This window comes from Anabaena sp. 90, from assembly GCF_000312705.1.
Lineage (GTDB): Bacteria > Cyanobacteriota > Cyanobacteriia > Cyanobacteriales > Nostocaceae > Dolichospermum > Dolichospermum lemmermannii.
In genome coordinates this window covers 571947-593582 of record NC_019439.1, presented here as the reverse complement: position 1 = coordinate 593582, position 21636 = coordinate 571947, and the positions used below count along the sequence as shown (strand labels likewise).

Sequence of the window (21636 nt, the reverse complement as noted above, 5' to 3'; positions counted from 1 at the left end):
CATCAATTCTGAATTCATCTCAATTAAATTGTGAGAAAAAAGAGATTATTTAACTTTTTAGGATTGGTAATAATAATAGCGATCGCTATTATTAGTTATCACAATTGGCTATTACTAAAACCACCCCCATTCATTACCGTTAAACTCAGCGGTTGGACAGGAAATCCTCTAGAACAAAAACTTTTAAAACAGGTAATTCAAGACTTTGAAAAGCAGCATCCCCAGATCAAAGTCAAATATGAAGCAATTTCTGATCAATATATGGATGTAATTAAAACCCGCTTAGTAGGAGAAGCTGCACCAGATGTATTTTATCTCGACGCACTAGAAGCCCCTTTCTTAATGGGTCAGAATGTCCTAGAACCCCTTGATAAATACATTAAACCCAAATTTGACCTCACAGATATAGAACCCAACTTACTCAAGAATTTTACCTACCAAAATCGTATTTATGGTTTACCTAAAGACTATTCCACCTTAGCCCTATTTTATAACAAACAAGCATTTAATCAAGTGGGTTTAACCAGTCCTCCCACTACCTGGGAACAACTCCGCAGCTATTCAAAACAATTAACAGGCAAACTCAATAAATATGGCTTTGGTGAAATTCCTGAATTAGCCCGTCAAGCATACAAAATTACAGCTTTTGGAGGGGAAATTATTGATAAAAATGGTTATGCTACCTTTGCAAATAATCCAGGATTACAAGGTTTGGAATTAGTAATTAACCAATATCAAAAAGATCGATCTTCCGCCCAAAAATCTGATGTCGGCACAAATTCCGGGAGTGAAATGTTTGGACAAAATAAAGTAGCAATGGTAATTGAAGGGAATTGGGCAATTCCCTATTTACAAGAAACCTTTCCCAAACTAGAATTTGCCACAGCAGAAATACCAGAAATTAATAATCAAAAATCCACAATGGTTTTTACTGTTGCTTATGTCATGAATAAACAAGCACCCCATAAAAAAGAAGCTTGGGAACTCATTTCTTTTCTAACAGGTAAAGAAGGCATGAAAAAATGGACAGCTAAAGGATTTGCATTACCAGCCCGTAAATCAGTGGCACAACAGTTAGGTTATGATCAAGACCGTCTGAGATCATCATTAGTAGCAGGAGTTAATTATGCGACACCCTGGCAATTAGGTAAAAATCCTGCCGCAATTATCAACAATTTTGATAATCAATTTATTAGTGTTTTACTAGGACAACAACCATTAAAACAGGCAATGTTAAAGGCACAAGATGCAGCAAACAAACAAATTAAGGCAGATATGTAGAGTTTAGCAGTCAGCAGTAAACCCCTTTAATTGCAAAGACCATACTCTAATTTTTCTATTCCTTTCTTCCTTTGCGACTTTGCGCCTCTGCGTGAGATATAAAAATGTGTTTCATTTCCGAGAAAATCACTGTAATAGACAGATTCGAGAAAATTTTACAGCTTATTTATTCATAACTCCCAGTATTTTAGTTTTAGGCACATTTGTAATTTTGCCTATTCTCTATGCTGTATTTCTTTCCTTACACAAAGTTCAAATGTTGGGAGGTATTAACTATCGTTTTATTGGTTTGGGTAATTTCCAAAGATTGCTAACAGATGAAAGAGTGGGAATTGCTTTAAAAAATACCGCAGAATATGTGGCTATTGTTGTTCCCACCCAAACTATTTTGGCTTTAGGTTTAGCTGTGACACTCAATTCTGGCATTCATGGTAAAAATTGGTGGCGGATTCTTTACTTTTTACCGACAGTTACATCTTCAGCAGTTTTGACACTAATTTTTATGTGGATTTATAACACAAATGGACTATTAAACAATTTTTTGGCTTTTCTCAACCTGCCTATTTATAATTGGTTGGGAGATCCATCTGTTGCCTTGAAAGGGATTATGATCATGAATATTTGGTCAACAGCACCGTTTTTTATGGTGATTTATTTAGCAGCTTTACAGGATATTCCCCAAACTCTTTATGAAGCAGCAGAACTTGATGGTGCTAATAATTGGGAACAGTTTATTTATATTACTTTGCCTTTATTGCAACCTGTGACTTTCTTTGTCATGGCTATGGGAATAATTGGGACTTTTCAATTATTTGATCAGTCTTATATATTTTCTGGAGGGACAGGTGGACCAAATAACGCTACTCTCACCTTAGTCCTGCTGATTTATCAAACCGTATTTCGGAATTTACAAATGGGATATGGTGCAGCAATTGCCTTTTTACTAGCATTTGTAATTATTATCCTCACATTAATTCAGAGGCAATTTTTCGGAGGTTATAAAATTTGAATAAAATCTTTGGTAGTTTCTGGTTGAAAGTGCTGTTATATATCTTCCTCACAGTTTATGGAATTATTACCGTAATTCCTTTTCTCTGGGCATTTTCTGCATCATTTAAGCCTCTATCCGAGATTATTAGCGGTGAATTTAATTTTATCCCCAAACATTTTACTCTCGATAATTACAAACAAATATTTCTGCAAGAACCTTTATTTTGGCGGTGGTTATTTAATAGTGTGATTATTGGTGTTACTGTCACAATTTTAAACTTGCTATTTAACTCAATGGCAGGTTATGCCCTCGCAAGATTGCATTTTCGGGGTAAACAGTGCTGGTTTTTCCTGATTTTGACCGTGTTAGTAGTGCCAGCGCAAATTACCCTAATTCCCACATTTTTAATTTTAAAAGTCATCGGTTGGCTAAATTCATACCCAGGGATGATTGTTCCGAGTATGGTCAATGCTACTTTCATTTTTATGATGCGGCAGTTTTTTGTCAATTTCCCTAGAGAACTAGAAGAAGCTGGACAATTGGATGGTTTAAATGCCTGGGGAATTTTTAGGTATATAGTTTTACCTTTAGCTAAACCAGCATTAGCCGCACAAGCGGTTTTTGTCTTTATGGGTAGTTGGAATAATTTTTTACTCCCTGTAGTGATTCTCTTTGACCCAGAAATGTTTACTTTACCTTTAGGACTAAATACATTTAAAGGTCAATATATCAGCTATTGGAACTACATTATGGCAGCTTCAATGGTGTTTACTCTGCCAGGTTTAGCTATTTATGCTTTCTTTAACCGCTACTTAATTCAAGGTGTTACCTTTACCGGTGGTAAAGGCTGAAAATACAGCAGAATTCAAGAGACTGCACAGAATTATGAACTCCATTAATTCATCCCTTCCTATCTGCGTTTATCTGCGTTTATCTGCGTACCCTATGGCTTCGCCACGCAAGCTGCGGGAAGCAAGCTACAATTATTCTTGAAGTCTGCTGTATCAACCCTAATTTATAAAAAATGGTTATCATCAAATTCATCTATGAATGAAGAGTTTATTTAATAGTTAACATCAAAATTATCTATTCATGTCCTTTTTCTGTAATTAACTAAACCCAAGATTACGAAAACCATAGATTAGAAATAATCATTATCATTAATTAAACAATATATATTAGAAACTTTCCACAAAATTAAGCCCAAACTATAAGTTTTTACTTATGTATCCAATATAATATTTATTTAATAATTCGAGTTGAGAATTGATCACTTTGATCAGAAACACTGTAAACTAGATTTTACTAGCTGAGTGATGCCTCTTGTTCATACTAGGTTAAGAAACTAAACCATGTTTATCACAAAGTATACAAACTAACTTTTTTACATAAAAAGCTAATTTTGAATGCCTAGATATAACTAGGAATTTCAATAGTAAAGCCAAGAATTTATTTCTTTGTCTAAATTTTCATGTTTAAAAAATAAATTCTTTCACCAGGGAGATGTTTCATGTCTGAATTTTTTAACCAAATTTCTCGCCGTAAGTTCATCGTCACGGCTGGAGTTTCAGCCAGTGCAGTATTACTTAAAGGTTGTTTAGGAAATCCGCCAGAACCAGGAGGTATAGCCCAAGCGAAACAAGCCGAAGCAGTTAAATTAACACCAGAAATTACACCAGAAACCACTACTGTTAAATTAGGATATATTCCTATTGTAGAAGCTGCGCCATTAATTATTGCCCAAGAATTAGGCTTTTTTAAAAGATGGGGAATGACAAATGTACAACTTGCTAAACAAGCATCTTGGGGTTCAATGCGAGATAATACCGAAATTGGTTCTGCTGGTGGAGGTGTAGATGGTGGACAATATCAAATGCCCATGCCGCATTTAATGACAGAAGGGTTAATTACTAAAGGAAATACCAAAATTCCTATGTATGTATTAGCCCAATTAAATACTCAAGGTAATGGAATTGCGATCGCTAATAAACACGCAGGTAAAGAAATTGGACTAGATTTAGCTAAAGGTGGAAAAATAGTTTTTGATCAATTAAAAAGTACAAAAAATCCCTTTACAGCCGCCTTTACTTTTGGCAAAGTTAATCAAGAATTTTGGCTACGTTATTGGTTAGCAGCAGGTGGAATTAATCCTGATACAGATGTGAAATTAATTCCTGTATCTGCTGCCCAAACTGTAGCCAACATGAGAACAGGAACAATGGATGCGTTCAGTACCGGAGATCCTTGGCCTTATCGAATTGTGAAAGACAAAATTGGTTTTTTAGCCGTATTAACCTCAGAAATGTGGAAAAATCATCCTGAAGAATACTTTGCCATGAAAGCGGAATGGGTAGACACTCATCCCCAAGCAACCAAAGCCATTTTGAAAGCTATTATGGAAGCACAACAATGGTTAGATAACTTTGAAAACCGTGAAGCGGCGGCGGCAATTTTAGGACGAAGAAACTACTTTAATTTAACACCAACCTTCCTGAAAGATTCCCTACAAGGTAATTATGATATGGGTAATGGTCGTGTGATTAATGATAAATCAATGGCAGTATTGTATTGGAAAGATGAACGAGGTAGTGTGTCTTATCCCTATAAAAGTCATGATTTATGGTTTTTAACTGAAAGCATTCGTTGGGGATTTTTACCACCAGAATATTTAAACAAAGCCAAAGATTTAATAGACAGAGTTAACAAAGAAAATATTTGGCGCGAAGCTGCTAAAGAAGCAGGAATTATGGAGGCAGATATTCCTAATAATACATCTCGTGGACTAGAAACATTCTTTGATGGTGTAACTTTTGATCCAGAAAATCCCACAGCCTATTTAAAGAGTTTAAAAATCAAGAAAGTCAATATTTAGGACTGAGAATATTTGCTGAAATCAAAAATAGAAAATCAATCAACAACAATATTTAATTGATTAATCACAAAACAAAAAATCAACAAAATTAGGAGAAAATCATGACTACATTTACCGCCAAACGTCGTAATAGTAACAATTCTGATAGTGCTATATCTGTATTTATTAGTAAACAATTACCGGAAATTATACCACCAACAATTGCTATTGTGGTTTTCCTGGTGATTTGGCAAGTATTTTCTTTAATTGCTGGAACATTACCCGGACCTATTCAAGTAGTTCAAGAAACTTGGGAGTTAATTCTTTATCCATTTTATGATCGGGGAGGAATTGATAAAGGGTTATTTTGGCAAATTTTCGCTAGTTTACAACGGGTAGCTATTAGTTATACTTTAGCCGCAATTGTGGGTATTGGTTTAGGGATTTTAATTGGTGTGAATCAAACCATGTCTAAAGCCTTAGATCCCTTATTTCAACTATTAAGAACTGTACCTCCTTTAGCTTGGGTTCCTATTTCCTTAGCAGCTTTAAGACAAAATGAACCAGCCGCATTATTTGTAATTTTCATTACTTCTCTGTGGCCAATTTTAATTAACACTGCTGTGGGAGTAAAAGAGATTCCTAATGATTATAATAACGTTGCTAAAGTCTTACAACTTTCTCAAAAAGAGTATTTCTTGAACATCTTAATTCCTGCGGCTTTACCTTATATTTTCACTGGGTTAAGAATTTCCATTGGTTTAGCTTGGTTAGCGATTATTGCGGCAGAAATCGTCATGTCTGGTATTGTGGGTATCGGCTTTTTTATTTGGGATGCTTATCAAGCTAACAAGGTTAGTGAAGTTATTTTAGCACTAGTTTATATTGGTGTTGTCGGTCTTATCCTAGATAAAATGATGGCTGCATTACAAAACTGGATTTTACCAGCAGAACAAAAATAGTCAAAAGTCATTGGTCATTAGTTAATAGCAAAGAAATAACAACGAACAACTGATAACTGTACGGGCGAAGCATTTGGAGAACTATTTTTGGCAATGACCGATAATTTATCTTCCAAATGCTTCGCCCCTACTGACAACTGACAACTGACAAATAACCCATTACCCATTACCAAATAATATGTCTATATTTGTTGGCGTTGACCAAGTTGATAAAATTTTTGAATTAACCGGTGGTGGACAATATATCGCCCTCAAAGGTATTGATCTTCAAATTAAAAAAGGCGAATTTGTTTCTCTTATTGGTCACTCAGGTTGTGGAAAATCTACCCTTCTAAACATGATTGCCGGTTTGGATTTACCAACAGAAGGTTTAGTCACTTTAGAAGGACAAAGAATTAAAAAACCTGGACCTGATAGAATGGTAGTATTTCAAAACTATTCGCTTTTACCTTGGCGAACAGTGAGAGAAAATATTGCTTTAGCAGTAGATTCAGTATTACATGGAATGCCCGCAGCGGAACGCAAAGCGATTATTGACAGACATATAGATATGGTCGGTTTACGTCCCCATGCTGATAAACAACCAGGGATGTTATCAGGTGGACAAAAACAACGAGTTGCGATCGCTCGTGCCTTGGCAATTCGTCCTAAACTATTACTATTAGATGAACCCTTCGGTGCTTTAGATGCCCTAACTCGCGGGAATTTGCAAGAACAATTAATGCAAATTTGTGAAGAGAATCAAGTTACCGCAGTCATGGTGACACACGACGTAGACGAAGCGGTTTTGTTATCTGACAGAATTGTCATGTTAACCAACGGACCAGAATCGAAAATTGGCGACATTTTAGAAGTAGATATTCCTCGTCCTCGCAAACGCATGGAAGTAGTAAAACATCCCAGTTACTACAGCTTGCGAAGTGAAATGATTTACTTCCTCAACCAACAAAAACGCATCAAAAAAATTCGGGCGAGAAAAACTGCTGCGGTGGTTCGTCATGGTTTAGAAAAAGTTAATTTAGAAATTGGCTTCTTACCCATTACAGCTTGCGCCCCCCTGGCGATCGCCAAAGAAAAAGGCTTTTTCATCAAACATGGTCTGGATGAGGTTAATTTAGTCCGGGAAAGCAGTTGGAGAGGAATTGTAGACGGGATGACAGGGGGATATTTAGATGCGGCACAAATGCCCTCAGGTATGCCCATGTGGTTAAGTTTAGGAGGAAATAAAAACCAACCTTTACCAGTTGTCACCGCCCTGACAATGACCCGCAATGGTAACGCCATCACCTTAGCCAAACGTTTTTATGACGAAGGTGTACATAGCTTATCCGACTTCAAAAATTATCTCCTAAAAACCCGCGAACAAACACACAGAATGGGAGTAGTTCATCCCGCATCCATGCACAATTTACTCCTTCGTTATTGGTTAGCAGCAGGTGGAATTGACCCCGACAGTGATGTGGTTATGAAAAATATCCCTCCTGCTCAAATGGTAGTAGATTTAAAAGGTGGAACTATTGACGGTTATTCTGTAGGTGAACCTTGGAATTATCGGGCAGCAGTTGAAGGTTCAGGCTTTACCATAGCCACAGATTTAGAAGTTTGGTTAGGACACCCTGGTAAAGTTCTAGGAGTACGAGAAGATTGGGCAGAAACTTATCCAAATACCCATATTGCCTTAACCAAAGCCTTATTAGAAGCTTGCCAATATTGTGCAGATCTTGCCAACGCCCAAGAAATTCGCCAAATTTTAGCAAGTCAGGAATATGTCAGCACAGATATTGAATATATCCAACTGGAAAACCCGAATAACGCTACCTGTGACTTAAATCATCCCATGCGGGAATATGCCCATCACCAATTTTATTCCGAGTCTGCCATTAATCGCCCCAGTCGCACCGAACAAATTTGGATTATGACTCAATTAGCGCGGTGGGGTGACACTCCCTTCCCCAGAAACTGGGTAGAAATCGTTGAAAGAGTTTGTCGAGTCCGCGTTTTCAGTACCGCAGCCAGAGAACTAGGCTTAGATATCAGTTACACCCGTCAACCCATTCAATTATTTGATGGTAAACCCTTCAACGCCGATGATCCAATTGCCTATCTTAACGACCTAGAAATCAAACGCGACTTCTCCATAGCCGAAGTCATTCTAGATGCCCCCAGAAGAACCGCAGCTTAAAAAAACCCTTTCTTCCTTTGCGTCTTTGCTCCTTTGCACCTTTGCGCGAAACCTCCTACCAATTACTAAACAATGCAAAACCGTAACTTGAAATCTACCAACACAGCTACAACCACAATCAGCCGTCAGCCTTTCCTAGAAATTAAAGACGTTTGCAAAGTTTATCCCACCAAAAATGGACCATTTACCGTTCTTGATGGTGTTAACCTCAACGTGGAGAAAGGTGAATTTCTTTGCGTTATCGGCCACTCTGGTTGCGGTAAATCAACTTTATTAAACATGGTTTCTGGTTTTAACTTCCCCACCACTGGACAAGTTTTATTAGAAGGAGAACCAATTACAAAACCAGGTCCAGATCGCATGGTAGTATTTCAAAACTATGCGTTATTACCTTGGATAACAGCTTTTGACAATATTTATTTAGCTGTAAATGCAGTTTATCCCACTAAGCCAGAAGCCGAAAAACGGGCTATTGTGAGAGATCATTTAGCAATGGTGGGTTTAGCTGATGCCATGGAAAAGAAACCCATGCAAATGTCTGGGGGGATGAGACAGCGGGTTTCTATTGCGCGGGCTTTAGCTATTCGTCCGAAAGTGTTGATTTTAGATGAACCTTTTGGGGCGTTGGACGCAATTACTAAGGAAGAATTACAAGAGGAATTGTTGAAAATTTGGAATGATAACCGTTGTACAGTTTTGATGATTACCCATGATATTGATGAGGCTTTATTTTTGGCTGATAAGTTGGTAATGATGACCAATGGACCTCATGCCAAAATTGGGGAAGTGATGGAAATTCCTTTTTCTCGACCTAGAGATAGAGCGAGAATCATGGAAGATCCTCAATATTATCAATTGCGGAACTATGCGTTAGATTTCTTGTTTAATCGTTTCGCTCATGATGATGTTGGTTAGTAGTTAGTAGGTTGGGTTAAGCAACAGCGCAACCCAACAACAGCTTTAATCATCAGGTTTAATAATGTTGGGTAACATACGTCAACCCAACCTACTAAAATCAAAGATTAGGCATGAACCATTAAATATTGGCCATTACCGTTGTATTCACCATTGCAACTGGCGAAATTAGCAACAAACCAAATTAAATAAAACCTCCAGATGCGGCGAAATTTGGCATAGTCCATCCCGTAGTCTAAATCTTTGACTATTGCTTGAGAATCATCAAAGTTTTTTAGCCAACTAGTAAGAGTTTTAGAGTAATTAGAGCCATTAAGATACCATCTATCAATAGTTTTCAGGTCTTGATTATGACTGGGAATCGCGTCATATTTCCAGTAACGACCATGAGGGAAAATGTATTTGTGAGTGAAAACACTGGAGATATTATTAGGGGTACGGACTGTGATAATGTGAATAAAAACCTTGCCGTTATCCTTGAGAAAAGATGCCAGCTTTTGAAAAGCCTTTGTTAAATTACCCACATGACAAAAAACGCCAATTGAGAGAATTTTGTCAAACTTTGTCTCAAATTGGGCATCGTTTATATCTCCTTCATAGAGAGTAAAACGACCGGAACTGAGGTAACTTTCAGGATCTTGCATTTTCTGACGCATATATTCACATTGGTTATGACTCAAGTTAATTCCTGTGAATTTAACATTGGGAAATTTGGCAAGAATATAATTTGCTACGCAGCCCCAACCACAGCCAAAATCTAAAATATGATCACCATCTTTTATTTCTAATTTGTCAATTACATCATCAATCATTTGCATTTGTGATTGTTCGAGATTTGCTGCTCCTTTTTCCCACAATCCCATGCTATATTTGGGATAAATAAGTTTTCCATCACCTAACATGAGATTCAACATAGCTTGAGGCAAATCGTACTGAATCTTCATTAAATCCCGCGCACCTTCGGCGGTATTGTCTGTTTCTGTTAATACCCATTCGTAGGGTACAAGCAGGGATGGAAAATACTTAAAAAAGACAGGCATACAACTATCAAAAAGCGATCGCAACACAGCATCCGGTACTTCTAATCCGTTGATATAAGACTCGGCTATTGCCATTTGCACTGCGTTAACTGTACTAACTGCAAGACGGGTTGCTTTGTAAGCAATGGGACTTTTAGTATGTACATCTCCCACGATGGGAAGATGTTTCTCAATGTTTTGTAAAATTGTTGATGAACTCATGTTTATATTGGATTTTAAAGATGCCGCTATTTTATATCAATAAAGCCAAGTCAAAATAATATTAAAGAATAGATATTTCTTTGGATAGATAGAATGAAAAAAAGAGGAATAATAAGTATATATATATATATATTCACTACGGCTGATAATTAAGTAAGTCAACACAATAAAACCAAACTGTGTAAAGAAATGTAAAATCACTGAAAACTTCTTCTAACATACCTCTAAGATATAAGGTTGTGTTGCGCTGTCGCTTAACCCAACAAAGCAAAAAATGGACAAGGTATTGATGCTAAAACCATATTACTGTATTCTGTTCTATGACAAGTTATGTTTCAACCTTCTGATCATCTGCCGCTGATATTCTCAGGAAATAGATGTAAATAATTCGATATATAAACTACAAAAGGTGGACAGAATGAGTCTTCGCGCACTACTGTTAATAAATAGTAATTCTCGTCAAGGGCAAGAACGTTACCAAGAAGCAATAAATTGTTTAAATAAATTGGGTTTGGAAATAATTACAGAATCTACAGAACATCCAACTCAACTAGGGACTGTGATTCGGCGTTACCAACAGCAAATAGATTTGGTAATTGTCGGTGGTGGTGATGGTACACTTAATGCTACTATAGAGGCGATAATTGAGACTCAATTACCTTTGGGTATTTTACCATTAGGAACTGCTAACGACTTAGCCAGGACTTTAGCAATTCCCAACTCTTTACCGGAAGCGTGTCAAATTATTGCCTCTGGAAAGTTGCGAAGAATTGATTTAGGTTCTGTAAATGGGAAATATTTTTTTAATGTTGCTAGTCTGGGTTTAAGTGTAAAAATTACTCAACAATTAACTAAAGAAATTAAACGGCGTTGGGGTATATTTGCCTATGCAGCAATTGCATTTCAAGTAATTTGGAAATCTCGCCCTTTTAGTGCAGAAATTCGCGTGAATAACGAATCAATTCATGTGAAAACTGTGCAAATTGCTGTGGGTAATGGTCGCTATTATGGTGGTGGTATGGCTGTAGTTCACGACGCAGCGATAGACGATCAAAGACTGGATCTTTATAGTTTAGAAATCGATCATTGGTGGCAAATTCTTCCCCTACTTCCGGCTATGCGTCAAGGTAGACATATTGATTGGCCGAATGTCCGCGCCCTTGAAGGTCAGGAATTTACAATATATACTAGAAAACCCCATGCTATTAACACAGATGGAGAAATTACAACCCATACTCCCGCTGTGTTTCGGGTGATTCCTCAAGCGATCGCAGTTTTAGCCCCATGACTATCATCTTCAACTATGATTTACCTGATTGATATGATTTATTTGACGGGATATGTAATTAAACAGGAGATTGTCAGTAAAGGAGGTAAAAAATGAAAATTCAACTATGATTTACCTGATTGATATGATTTATTTGATGATATCTTAACTGATTGATATGATTTATTTAATGATATCTTAACTATTATTTATGTAATTAAATAGGAGATTGTCAGTAAAGGAGGTAAAAAATGAAAATTCAACTATGATTTACCTGATTGATATGATTTATTTGATGATATCTTAACTATTATTTATGTAATTAAACAGGAGATGGTCACTAAACGAGGTAAAAAATGAAAATTCAACTATGATTTACCTGATTGATATGATTTATTTGATGATATCTTAACTGATTGATATGATTTATTTAATGATATCTTAACTATTATTTATGTAATTAAACAGGAGATGGTCACTAAACAAGGTAAAAAATGAAAATCAAAACTCCTATCTGTCAACAAGGAAGCATCCAACGGGTTTCACTCCTGAATTTTGCTGTATCATAAGAATCAGAAAAATCATTAAAATCATAGTTATGAATTTGCGCTTTTCTCAAGAAATTAAATCCCTTCTAGAACGTTTAAGTGAACAGCCACTAACTTTAGGTGATATCCTAGCGGAAACTTCCGAACGGGGTTTTAGCTTAGTAATCACATTACTAGTATTACCTTTTCTATTTCCCATGCCTCCAGGCTTAACCAGTCCTTTAGGTGGTGCTTGTCTATTATTATCATTGCAAATGGTTTTAGGGAGGAGAACACCTTGGCTACCCAAGAAAATCGCTAACTATAAATTTCCCAACGCCTTCGCTAAAATCATCTTACAAAATCTGCGTCGCGTGACTAGGGTATTAGAAAAAATTGCCCGTCCCCGACTACAAAAAGTCGCCAATCATCCTTTAATTTGGCGATTTAACGGGCTGTGCATCTCTTGGTTAACAATACTACTAATTTCCCCCATTCCCTTTACCAATCCCATTCCGACTGTGGGGATTTTACTTTTGGCAGTTGCTACTATTGAATCTGATGGTTTATTAATGTGTATTAGCTATATTGCTACTCTCTTGATTACTATGCTATTTGGTTTTATTGGTTATGCATTATGGTTAGCCCCCAACTTACTGCCTGCTATGTTCAAATAAAATTTTTGGCATTCCTGATCAAAATTTGTTAAGATATAAATCCCAAAGAAAAAAACCCTTAGGCACAAGCCAAGGGTAATGGTTTAATTAAGGTGCATCTACTATTTGAGTATCCACGGCTGATTCTGTTATGTCCGGATAATTTCTGTATAACTTTCAATTTTGTATTCTCATCCTTTCGAGAAAGTATGTTTTGTCACAAACTATAAAAAACTTAATATCCAATATCAATACCTTGTCCATTTTTTGTAGGTCGGGTTAAGCAACAGCGCAACCCGACGCTCATGTTGGGTTATGGCCTCGCCACACTTCGTGAACGTACCTCAACCCAACCTTGTATCTTAGAGGTATGTTAGATATTTATTTGGATACCTGACTTAAATAATCAAAGAATATGGCGATCGCTATTGATTTCGGTACAAGTAACACAGTTATCACTCGTTGGAATTCTGTCACCCAACAAGCAGAAACCCTGAATCTACCCAGATTATCAACGCAACAATTTCTTAATCCTCCACTGATTCCCAGCTTAGTTTATGTAGAAAATGCCAGCCTTGGTAAAATTATAGCTGGACAACAGGTACGCGATCGCGGTTTGGATCTGAAAACTGACACCAGATTCTTCCGGAACTTTAAACGGGGAATTGGTGCAGATATCCAGGGTTTTTTACCGGAACTTGATGGACAAAACATTAGCTTTGAACAAATAGGAACATGGTTTTTAAGCAAAGTAATTGCAGAATTAGCACCTTTAGAAGGGGGAATAGATTCCTTGGTTTTAACCGTACCAGTAGATAGTTTTGAAGCCTATCGTCACTGGTTAGGGAAAGTTTGTCAATCATTAGCCGTCGAACAGGTGCGGATGTTGGATGAACCCACTGCTGCGGCTTTGGGGTATGGTTTAACAGATCAAGGAACTCTCTTAGTCGTTGACTTTGGTGGTGGAACTTTAGATTTATCTTTAGTGAGTTTAGATCAAGGTACACAAGCCAAGACTAAACCTTTAGGATTTCTTCTCAAATGGGGTGATAAAAATCTGGGTGAAAATTCTCAACAAAAGACTAAAACAGCCCGTGTATTAGCAAAAGCAGGGCAAAATCTAGGCGGAACTGATATTGATAATTGGATAGTAGATTACTTTGCTAAAACCCAAGGATTGCCAGTTAGTTCTCTTACAGCGCGACTAGCGGAACAGTTGAAAATTCAGCTATCTCACCAAGATAAAGCTAGTGAAGTTTATTTTCATGATCAAACTTTTGAAAGTTATGAAATGGATCTTGATCGTTACACCTTTGAAAATATTTTGCAGGAAAACGGATTTTTTGATAAACTGCATGATGTAATGATGACGCTATTACAGCAAGCGCGACGCTACGGTATAGAAATTGATGATATTAATGCAGTATTATTAGTTGGGGGAACTGTACAGTTGCCCGTAGTGCAAGCATGGATAGAACAATATTTTGAACCAGAAAAAATCCGCCGTCAATTGCCTTTTGAAGCAATCGCTCAAGGGGCGTTACAAATAACTCAAGGGATAGAAATTAAAGACTATCTTTATCATAGTTACGGTGTGCGTTATTGGGATCGCCGCAATCAACGTCATAGTTGGCATCCAATTATTAAAACTGGACAACCTTACCCCATGACTCAACCCGTAGAATTAGTTTTGGGTGCTTCTGTGGAAAATCAACCCAGCATTGAGTTAATTATTGGGGAATTGGGCGCTCAAACAGGTGGAACAGAGATATACTTTGAGGGCGACCGCTTAATTACTCGTCAGCTTGATCATGGTGCAACTACTGTTAAGCCTCTCAATGATACAGTAAATGCCAGTAAAATTGCCAAACTTAAACCTCCAGGATTTCCGGGAAGCGATCGCATTAAAATCTATTTTCAAGTTGATGAACAACGGTTTTTAAGAATTACTGTTGAGGACTTATTAACAAATAACATCCTATTAGAAAATCAACTTGTAGCCAAATTAACTTAACTTACCTTTGGGGGTTAAAGTCCCCTGCTTCTACAAGCAGCGGGTTTTGTGTCGGGGTAAAATCCCCGTTGCAAAACGTAATTCTAAATTCTAAATTCTAAATTCTGCATTCTTTTAATCCAGATTTCTCACCAATAAATCAAAACAGAGAGGCTTTATAGTAGTATAAAAATTTACCAATAAAAAACTAGTAACAAAAAAATCTAAATTTTCCTGATCACAGGCTGCTATTTTCAGTCGAATAAACGCATAATGGAAATGTGACTGATTTATTAGCCCCTTTACAATCCCTACAACAGGGTAACTGGTTCAAATTAATTTGCGGAGCCAGTTACCAACATCTTCCTGCGGTCAGAAACTTAACATTAGCCTACACCTTGGCTGGTGCTGACTGTATAGATGTAGCAGCAGATCCGGCAGTCATTGCCGCCACCCAAGAAGCTTTACTGGTAGCCCAAAGCTTGAGATATAATGCCCAAAAGCGAGGCTTTGCCTTGACAGGTAATTTGCCCTTGTTGATGGTCAGTCTCAATGATGGCGAAGATCCCCATTTTCGGAAAGCTGAGTTTAATTCTCAAGACTGTCCCCGCGATTGTTCCAGACCATGTGAAAAAATTTGTCCAGCCCAAGCAATTTTATTTAACAATACCAAAGATGATTTTTCTGGAGTAATCGCTGAAAAATGTTATGGCTGTGGCCGTTGCATTCCTATCTGTCCTTATGGGATAATTTATACAAAATCTTATGAGTCAACGCCAGGGGAGATCGTACCATTGATCATGTCAACGGGAATAGCAGCCGTAGAAATTCATACTCAAGTGGGGCGGTTGGCAGAATTCCAACGGTTATGGGACGCGATGACACCTTGGGCAGATCAATTAAAGTTAGTAGCCATCAGTTGTAACGATGGAGAAGGTCTAATTAATTACCTAAAAGCTATTTATGATTTAATTATCCCCCGTCCCCAGTTTTTAATTTGGCAAACTGATGGACGTTCAATGAGTGGTGATATTGGTGATGGTACAACCATAGCCACAGTGAAATTGGGGCAAAAAGTTTTGGCAGCAAACCTACCGGGATATGTGCAGTTAGCAGGCGGCACTAATAGCTACACCGTTCCTAAATTAAGGGGAATGGGACTGCTGAAAGAGGCAGGGGAGCAGGGGAGCAGAGGAGCAGGGGGGAAAGAGTCCCCAGCTTTTATCTCTGGGGTTGCCTATGGTAGTTACGCCCGTGTATTGCTGTCACCCATTCTTGACCAGTTAGAAAAAAAGGAGGTGATTAACACTGATAGTCAAGGCAATATTCGCCTGGAATCAGAACCGGAATTACTATGGGAGGCTGTAAGGGTTGCCCATACTCTCGTTTCCCAGATTAAGTCTGAGCAGTCGCGCTCATCGCTCCAAGCATATCTCTAAAAACGTCAAGTCACCAATAGAAAGCATGACGATTACAGAAGATCTCCAAAAGTTGTTAGACATTTTGCCCCAAGACCTTCAACAAAAACTAGAGCATCATCCTAACGGAGATAATTTAGTTGAAGTGGTTTTGGATTTAGGCCGTCGTCCAGAAGCTCGGTTTCCCCATGTAGCTGAGTATTTGAGCGAAACACCAGTCACTCAAGCACAGATAGATGATTGCATTCAACGAGTGGGAAATTTTGGGGGGGATAATCGGGCAGGAATTGAGCAAACTTTGCATCGGATCAGTGCTATCCGTAACCGTAGCGGTAAGATTATTGGCTTAACTTGTCGGGTCGGCAGGGCGGTATTCGGAACAATTGCCATGATCCGCGATTTGGTGGAAACTGGTCAATCAATTCTCATGCTAGGTCGTCCGGGTGTTGGTAAAACCACGGCTTTAAGGGAAATTGCCCGTGTGTTGGCAGATGACTTAAATAAGCGAGTGGTCATTATTGACACATCTAACGAAATTGCTGGGGATGGTGATGTTGCTCACCCCGCCATTGGTCGGGCGAGACGGATGCAAGTTTCTAAGCCAGAGTTACAACATCAGGTCATGATTGAGGCTGTGGAAAACCATATGCCAGAAGTCATTGTCATTGATGAAATTGGCACGGAATTGGAAGCTTTAGCAGCCCGAACCATTGCCGAACGGGGGGTGCAATTGGTAGGAACTGCCCACGGTAATCAGATTGAAAACCTGATTAAAAATCCCACTCTGTCTGATTTGGTGGGGGGGATTCAGGCTGTGACGCTGGGAGATGATGAAGCTAGACGGCGTGGTTCGCAAAAGACGGTTTTGGAACGCAAAGCGCCACCTACTTTTGAGATTGCTGTGGAGATGCTGGAACGGCAACGCTGGGTAGTTCATGAATGTGTGGCTGATACGGTTGATACTTTGTTACGTGGTCGTCAACCGACTCCACAAACGAGAACTGTTGATGACAATGGCAAGGTTGGCGTTGTTAGACAGTTGGCTGTGGTCAATGGTGGCAATAGCAATGGTAATGGCAATGGACACATTGCTAATGTGGAGGAATCTTTCCTCTCTGCTCAACCTAATGGTTGGCGTTCTTCTGGACAAATGGTGGCTTTACCACCTTTATCTTTAGATCGGGAAAGACCCACGGGACGCAGTGAATTTGACCGTTTGTTGGATGAATCTTTCAATTACTCGGAAAGTTTTGATTTTGCCAGCCGCAAACAAGCAGGTCCCAATGGGGAAGATTTACCATTGCACATTTACCCCTATGGGGTGAGTCGTCAGCAATTGGAACAGGTGATTAATGTGTTAACTTTGCCAGTGATATTGACCAAGGACTTGGATAGTGCTGATGCTATTCTGGCTTTGCGATCGCACGTCAAGAATCACGCTAAGTTAAGACAAATGGCTAAGGCTCGTCATGTACCCATTCATGTGATCAAGTCTAGTACAATTCCCCAAATTACTCGCAGTCTCCGCCGCTTACTGAATATTGATGATCCAGATATTGGCGATGACCGAGAGTTACAACTGTTATTACACAACGGTGGTGATGATGAAATGGACGCTTTGGAGGAGGCGAGGCTTGCTGTGGAGCAGATTGTCATCCCTAAAGGTCAGCCTGTGGAGTTATTACCCCGTTCTTCCCAAGTGCGGAAAATGCAGCATGAGTTGGTGGAACATTATCGTCTCAAATCGGATAGTTTTGGCGATGAACCTAATCGGCGGTTAAGAATTTACCCGGCGTAGGTTGTTGATAATTTTCCCCTGAAAGGATTGTTTTTACATCTTTTCAGGGGATTTTTTTATTGTTTACACTAAGCACGGGCGGAAAATGGACTTTTGTAAAATTAGGAAAAACCTATTACCGGATGACAAGCTGTTGTGCATTTAGTTTATATAATTCTAGCGAGCATCTTGCCCGCACTACAAAGGGAGTGGAAGGAGCGATCGCCTAAAACTAACTATCTGGTTGTACCCAGCCCTTAATAATTGCCTTAACAACTTTCAAATATTTATTTTCAAGAATAAACTCATCAATTGCAGTTTCACCACCAGCTTTTAAAGCACTAGCAGCACGACGTTGGAATTTAGGAGTAGTGTTATCTTTAATATGAGAAATTTGTTCTGCTTCAGTAGCACTAGGATTATCTGTTTCCAATTGTTTCAGAAGTTGTTGGATTTCTGTTGCTGCTTCTGCAAGAGTTTGTTTCTGTTCTGGAGTATAATTATTTTGATTAAATGTAACATTACTACCTGATGCTGCTCTATCTACAAATTGGTTATTTGCATTTCTCTGATCATATTTAGATTGATAAGATTCCGACATAGTATCTCCTAGATTTTGATAGTTTTGTGCATAAAAGCTAATGTTTTTTACGTTGCAAAAGCTTTGCTCCTGTCCAAGCAAAAGACTTAGAAAAATCAGCATTTTTATTTTTTAGCTCAACTTTACGGTCTTTAGTTATGGAACTAATTGCTCGCCGTCAGTTAGCTACTCTGCTAAATTTATCCCAGTTAGTCAATATTAGTGCGGCTGATGCTGTGCAGATAGCTGGTTTGTGGAACAAAACATTGGAGGACAGTATTATCCTAGCTTATCAAAATCGAACAGAGCTAAAGCAGCAAGTTGTACAACGTAATATTAGTGAGCAGCAGTTGAGACAGGCATTGTCAAGCAGTAGTCCGCAAATTAGCTCTAATTTGAACTATAACTTATTAGATAATTTTGATGATCAAGTAAATGTTAGTGATGGTTATTCTCAGTCAATACAAGCAACTTGGAACTTATTTGGTGGTGGAGCAACTAGAGCTAAAGCAGAGCAGGCTAGAGCTAATATAGCGATCGCCGAAGTTTCCTTTTCTGAACAGCTAAAGCAAGTTCGATTTCAGGTAGAACAGGCTTTTTATCAACAGAAGTCTAATTTAGATAATGTACAAACTGCCAATGCTGCGCTGGAACTGGCTAGGGAGGCTTTACGTTTAGCAAGACTAAGATTCCAATCTGGTGTTGCTACTCAAACTGATGTGATTAATGCAGAAAACGATCTCACAACAACAGAAGGTAATCGAGTCACTGCTGTTTTGGATTACAACCGCTCTTTAGCCCAATTAGAACGATATGCACCAAAAACGCACTAATTATAAATTGTCAGATTATAAATTGTCAGATAAAAAGTTGAGGTATCTAATCTTCCATTGATTTTCACTCCCAATATTTACTAGATAAAAGTAAATCTGTTTTATAATCAAATTGCCAAGTTTCTGGAAATTGAGTTTGTTTATATTCAACAGAAACTATATCTACAGCATCAAGGTAAACCTCTGTAAATATTTGCGCTAGATAGGGTTTAAGACTAGGAGATTCTTTTAATAATATTTGGATTTGTTTACGTTGTTCTATAATAGTTATTTCCCAACCGTTGAAGTTTTCAGCACTATTAACATATATCCGTTTGAGAATATGAGATAGTAAGACTAATAACCGATTCCTTAATTCTCTTCTTTCGCTTTTACCCAATGTTTCAATCTCCTCAATTAAATTATCAAAATCAAGATTTTCTATGTCTTTATTTTTGAGTTGGTTGACTGTTCTTTCGCACCATGCGAGAAAATCACATTCATAGAGAATATCGTTTTTCTCGATGTTTTCGGTCATGTTTTGGGTCATAATTTTACCTTTAGTTATTTGTCTGATTCAGGATTTACAGGCTTGTGATTTTTCTCTATTTGTCAGAATCTAGATTTTTGGTAAATGGCGGGTTATGCTAACACTAACACACCCGATAAATTAACTTTTCAATTAATTATCACACACAAGAAAGATAAATTACAACATCCTGTAAATCCTTAAATCCTGAATATCCTGATTCTGACAACCAACAACCCCAAACACAAACCCACATCCTGTACATCCTTAAATCCTGGATATCCTGATTCTGACAATAAATATAAATAAGATCGTTCAATACCTGAGATGTATATTTTTATTTTTATTTTTATCCTATCCCCCCGGATAGGATATTATGCTACAAATTGAGAGAGATCATCTAGTAATTCTCTAGGCTTGTCTCCCTGTTCTAGTTATCTTGAGGAACTCATTGTGGTTGCAACCCCTGAAAAACTGCACGCTACCCATAGTCACGAGCATCTACCCAGTAAAGACCGTGTAGCCGTATTGCTGATGGGCTATGGCGAAGTCGAAAGCTACGAAGATTTTGCTAACTATAACGAACAAGCTTTAAATTTACTGACTGCTAAATTTGCTCCTGTTCCTACTTGGATTTATCCCCCTTTAGCCAAACTTTTGGCATTATTTGATCGTCATGAATGGGGACACACACATCATGATTTTATCTCCCCACATAATGCCATTTTTGAAAGACAAAGAGCGGGTATTGAACACGAATTACAACATAAATGGGGTAATGGTGTTCAAGTTTTCAAAGCTTTTAACTTTTGCGCTCCTTTTTTACCAAATCAAGTTTTAGCCGAAATTAAAGATCAAGGCTTTAGCAAACTGCTGATTTATCCATTATTGGTTGTTGATTCCATTTTTACCAGTGGTATTGCTCTTGAACAAGTAAATAATGCTCTGGTAGAATTAGCTGATGGTGATGAACATTGGATCAAAGCCCAAAGATATATTCCTTCGTTCTACAATGAGCCAAAATATATTGATTTAATGGCGCATTTGGTAGAAGAAAAAATTCATACTGATTTGGCTACAGGTTATCTACCGTCGCAAATTGGGATTATCTTGATGAATCATGGTTGTCCCCACAAAGCTAAAGGTTTTACATCGGGAATTGATGAAAGTCAAGCCATGTATGAGTTAGTTAGAAACAAGTTAATTAACAATTATCCGTTAATTTCTGTGGGTTGGTTAAATCACGATACCCCATTAATTGAATGGACTCAACCAAATGCTACAGTAGCCGCTCAAAATTTGATTCAATTGGGTGCAAAGGCGTTGCTATTTATGCCCATTGGTTTTGCAACTGAAAATCATGAAACTTTATTAGATGTGCATCACATTATTCATGATTTAGAAAAGCAACATCCAAATGTAGATTATTTACAAATGGCTTGTGTTAATGATGATCCACAATTTCTAGCTATGGTTGCTGAATGGGCAAATGCACATATTGCTGAGTTGATGGAAACGGAAGGAATGGCTGTTAATTCACAATCAGCTATTACTCACCACCATCACCATCATTAAAAGGAATCTGTAAGGGCGCAGTTCCTGCGCCCATTAACTCTGGAATTTATCTAACCGCAGAGGCGCAGAGGACGCAGAG

At 38.0% G+C, this 21636-nt stretch carries 18 protein-coding genes; 15 read left to right on the top strand and 3 right to left on the bottom strand.

The window, feature by feature from the left end; all coding sequences use genetic code 11:
- Positions 1-30 precede the first annotated feature (30 nt).
- The 7 genes from ANA_RS21470 to ANA_RS21440 all read left to right on the top strand — a co-directional run bounded on the left by ANA_RS21470 (position 31) and on the right by ANA_RS21440 (position 9182).
- On the top strand, positions 31-1281 hold the full coding sequence (locus ANA_RS21470) for an ABC transporter substrate-binding protein (RefSeq protein ID WP_015083522.1): 1251 nt from the start codon (positions 31-33) through the stop codon (positions 1279-1281).
- A 106-nt stretch (positions 1282-1387) separates the two neighbouring features.
- Entirely contained in the window at positions 1388-2290 is a 903-nt protein-coding gene (locus tag ANA_RS21465; protein ID WP_015083521.1) for a carbohydrate ABC transporter permease, read from the top strand.
- Positions 2287-3123: a carbohydrate ABC transporter permease gene (locus ANA_RS21460; protein WP_015083520.1), complete on the top strand. Its 837-nt coding sequence runs from the start codon at positions 2287-2289 to the stop codon at positions 3121-3123. The genes ANA_RS21465 and ANA_RS21460 overlap by 4 nt, the downstream gene beginning before the upstream one ends.
- Before the next feature lie 659 nt (positions 3124-3782).
- Positions 3783-5144, top strand: coding sequence for a CmpA/NrtA family ABC transporter substrate-binding protein (locus ANA_RS21455; protein WP_015083519.1), 1362 nt, complete (start codon positions 3783-3785; stop codon positions 5142-5144).
- Between the two features lie 101 nt (positions 5145-5245).
- Positions 5246-6085, top strand: coding sequence for a nitrate ABC transporter permease (ntrB, locus tag ANA_RS21450; protein ID WP_015083518.1), 840 nt, complete (start codon positions 5246-5248; stop codon positions 6083-6085).
- A gap of 178 nt (positions 6086-6263) precedes the next feature.
- Positions 6264-8267, top strand: a complete 2004-nt coding sequence (locus ANA_RS21445) for an ABC transporter ATP-binding/substrate-binding protein (RefSeq protein ID WP_015083517.1) — start codon at positions 6264-6266, stop codon at positions 8265-8267.
- 72 nt (positions 8268-8339) lie between these two features.
- On the top strand, positions 8340-9182 hold the full coding sequence (locus ANA_RS21440; RefSeq protein ID WP_015083516.1) for a nitrate ABC transporter ATP-binding protein: 843 nt from the start codon (positions 8340-8342) through the stop codon (positions 9180-9182).
- Positions 9183-9289: 107 nt separating this feature from the next.
- Here the strand turns inward: ANA_RS21440 and ANA_RS21435 are convergent, their stop codons facing one another.
- Positions 9290-10423, bottom strand: coding sequence for an SAM-dependent methyltransferase (locus ANA_RS21435; protein ID WP_041458597.1), 1134 nt, complete (start codon positions 10421-10423; stop codon positions 9290-9292).
- Positions 10424-10841: 418 nt separating this feature from the next.
- On the opposite strand from ANA_RS21435, the gene ANA_RS21430 reads away from it, so the two are divergent.
- The 6 genes from ANA_RS21430 to ANA_RS26765 all read left to right on the top strand — a co-directional run bounded on the left by ANA_RS21430 (position 10842) and on the right by ANA_RS26765 (position 18291).
- Entirely contained in the window at positions 10842-11711 is an 870-nt protein-coding gene (locus ANA_RS21430; protein WP_015083514.1) for a lipid kinase, read from the top strand.
- A 577-nt stretch (positions 11712-12288) separates the two neighbouring features.
- Positions 12289-12894 (top strand): exopolysaccharide biosynthesis protein, encoded by a 606-nt coding sequence (locus ANA_RS21425; RefSeq protein ID WP_015083513.1) that lies wholly within the window; start codon positions 12289-12291, stop codon positions 12892-12894.
- A gap of 394 nt (positions 12895-13288) precedes the next feature.
- Positions 13289-14887 carry an Hsp70 family protein gene (locus ANA_RS21420; protein ID WP_015083512.1) on the top strand — a complete coding sequence of 533 codons (1599 nt, stop codon included), beginning with the start codon at positions 13289-13291 and terminating at the stop codon, positions 14885-14887.
- A 260-nt stretch (positions 14888-15147) separates the two neighbouring features.
- On the top strand, positions 15148-16305 hold the full coding sequence (gene ldpA / locus ANA_RS21415) for a circadian clock protein LdpA (protein ID WP_015083511.1): 1158 nt from the start codon (positions 15148-15150) through the stop codon (positions 16303-16305).
- 25 nt (positions 16306-16330) lie between these two features.
- Entirely contained in the window at positions 16331-18082 is a 1752-nt protein-coding gene (locus ANA_RS21410) for a R3H domain-containing nucleic acid-binding protein (protein ID WP_015083510.1), read from the top strand.
- A 59-nt stretch (positions 18083-18141) separates the two neighbouring features.
- Positions 18142-18291, top strand: coding sequence for a hypothetical protein (locus ANA_RS26765; RefSeq protein WP_158310561.1), 150 nt, complete (start codon positions 18142-18144; stop codon positions 18289-18291).
- 2 nt (positions 18292-18293) lie between these two features.
- Here the strand turns inward: ANA_RS26765 and ANA_RS27195 are convergent, their stop codons facing one another.
- Positions 18294-18662, bottom strand: coding sequence for a hypothetical protein (locus ANA_RS27195; RefSeq protein WP_041458662.1), 369 nt, complete (start codon positions 18660-18662; stop codon positions 18294-18296).
- Positions 18663-18799: 137 nt separating this feature from the next.
- Between ANA_RS27195 and ANA_RS21400 the strand changes: the two genes are divergently transcribed.
- Positions 18800-19474, top strand: a complete 675-nt coding sequence (locus ANA_RS21400; protein WP_015083508.1) for a TolC family protein — start codon at positions 18800-18802, stop codon at positions 19472-19474.
- A 64-nt stretch (positions 19475-19538) separates the two neighbouring features.
- Here ANA_RS21400 and ANA_RS21395 read toward each other — a convergent pair whose 3' ends face one another.
- The gene (locus tag ANA_RS21395; RefSeq protein WP_015083507.1) at positions 19539-20003 is read right to left on the bottom strand and encodes a DUF29 domain-containing protein; all 465 of its coding nucleotides are present in this window, start codon (positions 20001-20003) and stop codon (positions 19539-19541) included.
- 432 nt (positions 20004-20435) lie between these two features.
- On the opposite strand from ANA_RS21395, the gene ANA_RS21390 reads away from it, so the two are divergent.
- On the top strand, positions 20436-21557 hold the full coding sequence (locus ANA_RS21390) for a ferrochelatase (RefSeq protein WP_015083506.1): 1122 nt from the start codon (positions 20436-20438) through the stop codon (positions 21555-21557).
- Positions 21558-21636 lie beyond the last annotated feature (79 nt).

Bases quoted from the DNA above. Each gene is read 5' to 3' on its own strand.
- ntrB (WP_015083518.1), top strand. From the start codon at position 5,246: ATGACTACATTTACCGCCAAACGTCGTAATAGTAACAATTCTGATAGT.
- ANA_RS21435 (WP_041458597.1), bottom strand. From the start codon at position 10,423: ATGAGTTCATCAACAATTTTACAAAACATTGAGAAACATCTTCCCATC.
- ANA_RS21410 (WP_015083510.1), top strand. From the start codon at position 16,331: ATGACGATTACAGAAGATCTCCAAAAGTTGTTAGACATTTTGCCCCAA.
- ANA_RS21445 (WP_015083517.1), top strand. From the start codon at position 6,264: ATGTCTATATTTGTTGGCGTTGACCAAGTTGATAAAATTTTTGAATTA.
- ANA_RS27195 (WP_041458662.1), bottom strand. From the start codon at position 18,662: ATGTCGGAATCTTATCAATCTAAATATGATCAGAGAAATGCAAATAAC.
- ANA_RS21400 (WP_015083508.1), top strand. From the start codon at position 18,800: ATGGAACTAATTGCTCGCCGTCAGTTAGCTACTCTGCTAAATTTATCC.
- ANA_RS21395 (WP_015083507.1), bottom strand. From the start codon at position 20,003: ATGACCCAAAACATGACCGAAAACATCGAGAAAAACGATATTCTCTAT.
- ANA_RS21420 (WP_015083512.1), top strand. From the start codon at position 13,289: ATGGCGATCGCTATTGATTTCGGTACAAGTAACACAGTTATCACTCGT.
- ANA_RS21425 (WP_015083513.1), top strand. From the start codon at position 12,289: ATGAATTTGCGCTTTTCTCAAGAAATTAAATCCCTTCTAGAACGTTTA.
- ANA_RS21440 (WP_015083516.1), top strand. From the start codon at position 8,340: ATGCAAAACCGTAACTTGAAATCTACCAACACAGCTACAACCACAATC.
- ANA_RS21430 (WP_015083514.1), top strand. From the start codon at position 10,842: ATGAGTCTTCGCGCACTACTGTTAATAAATAGTAATTCTCGTCAAGGG.
- ANA_RS21455 (WP_015083519.1), top strand. From the start codon at position 3,783: ATGTCTGAATTTTTTAACCAAATTTCTCGCCGTAAGTTCATCGTCACG.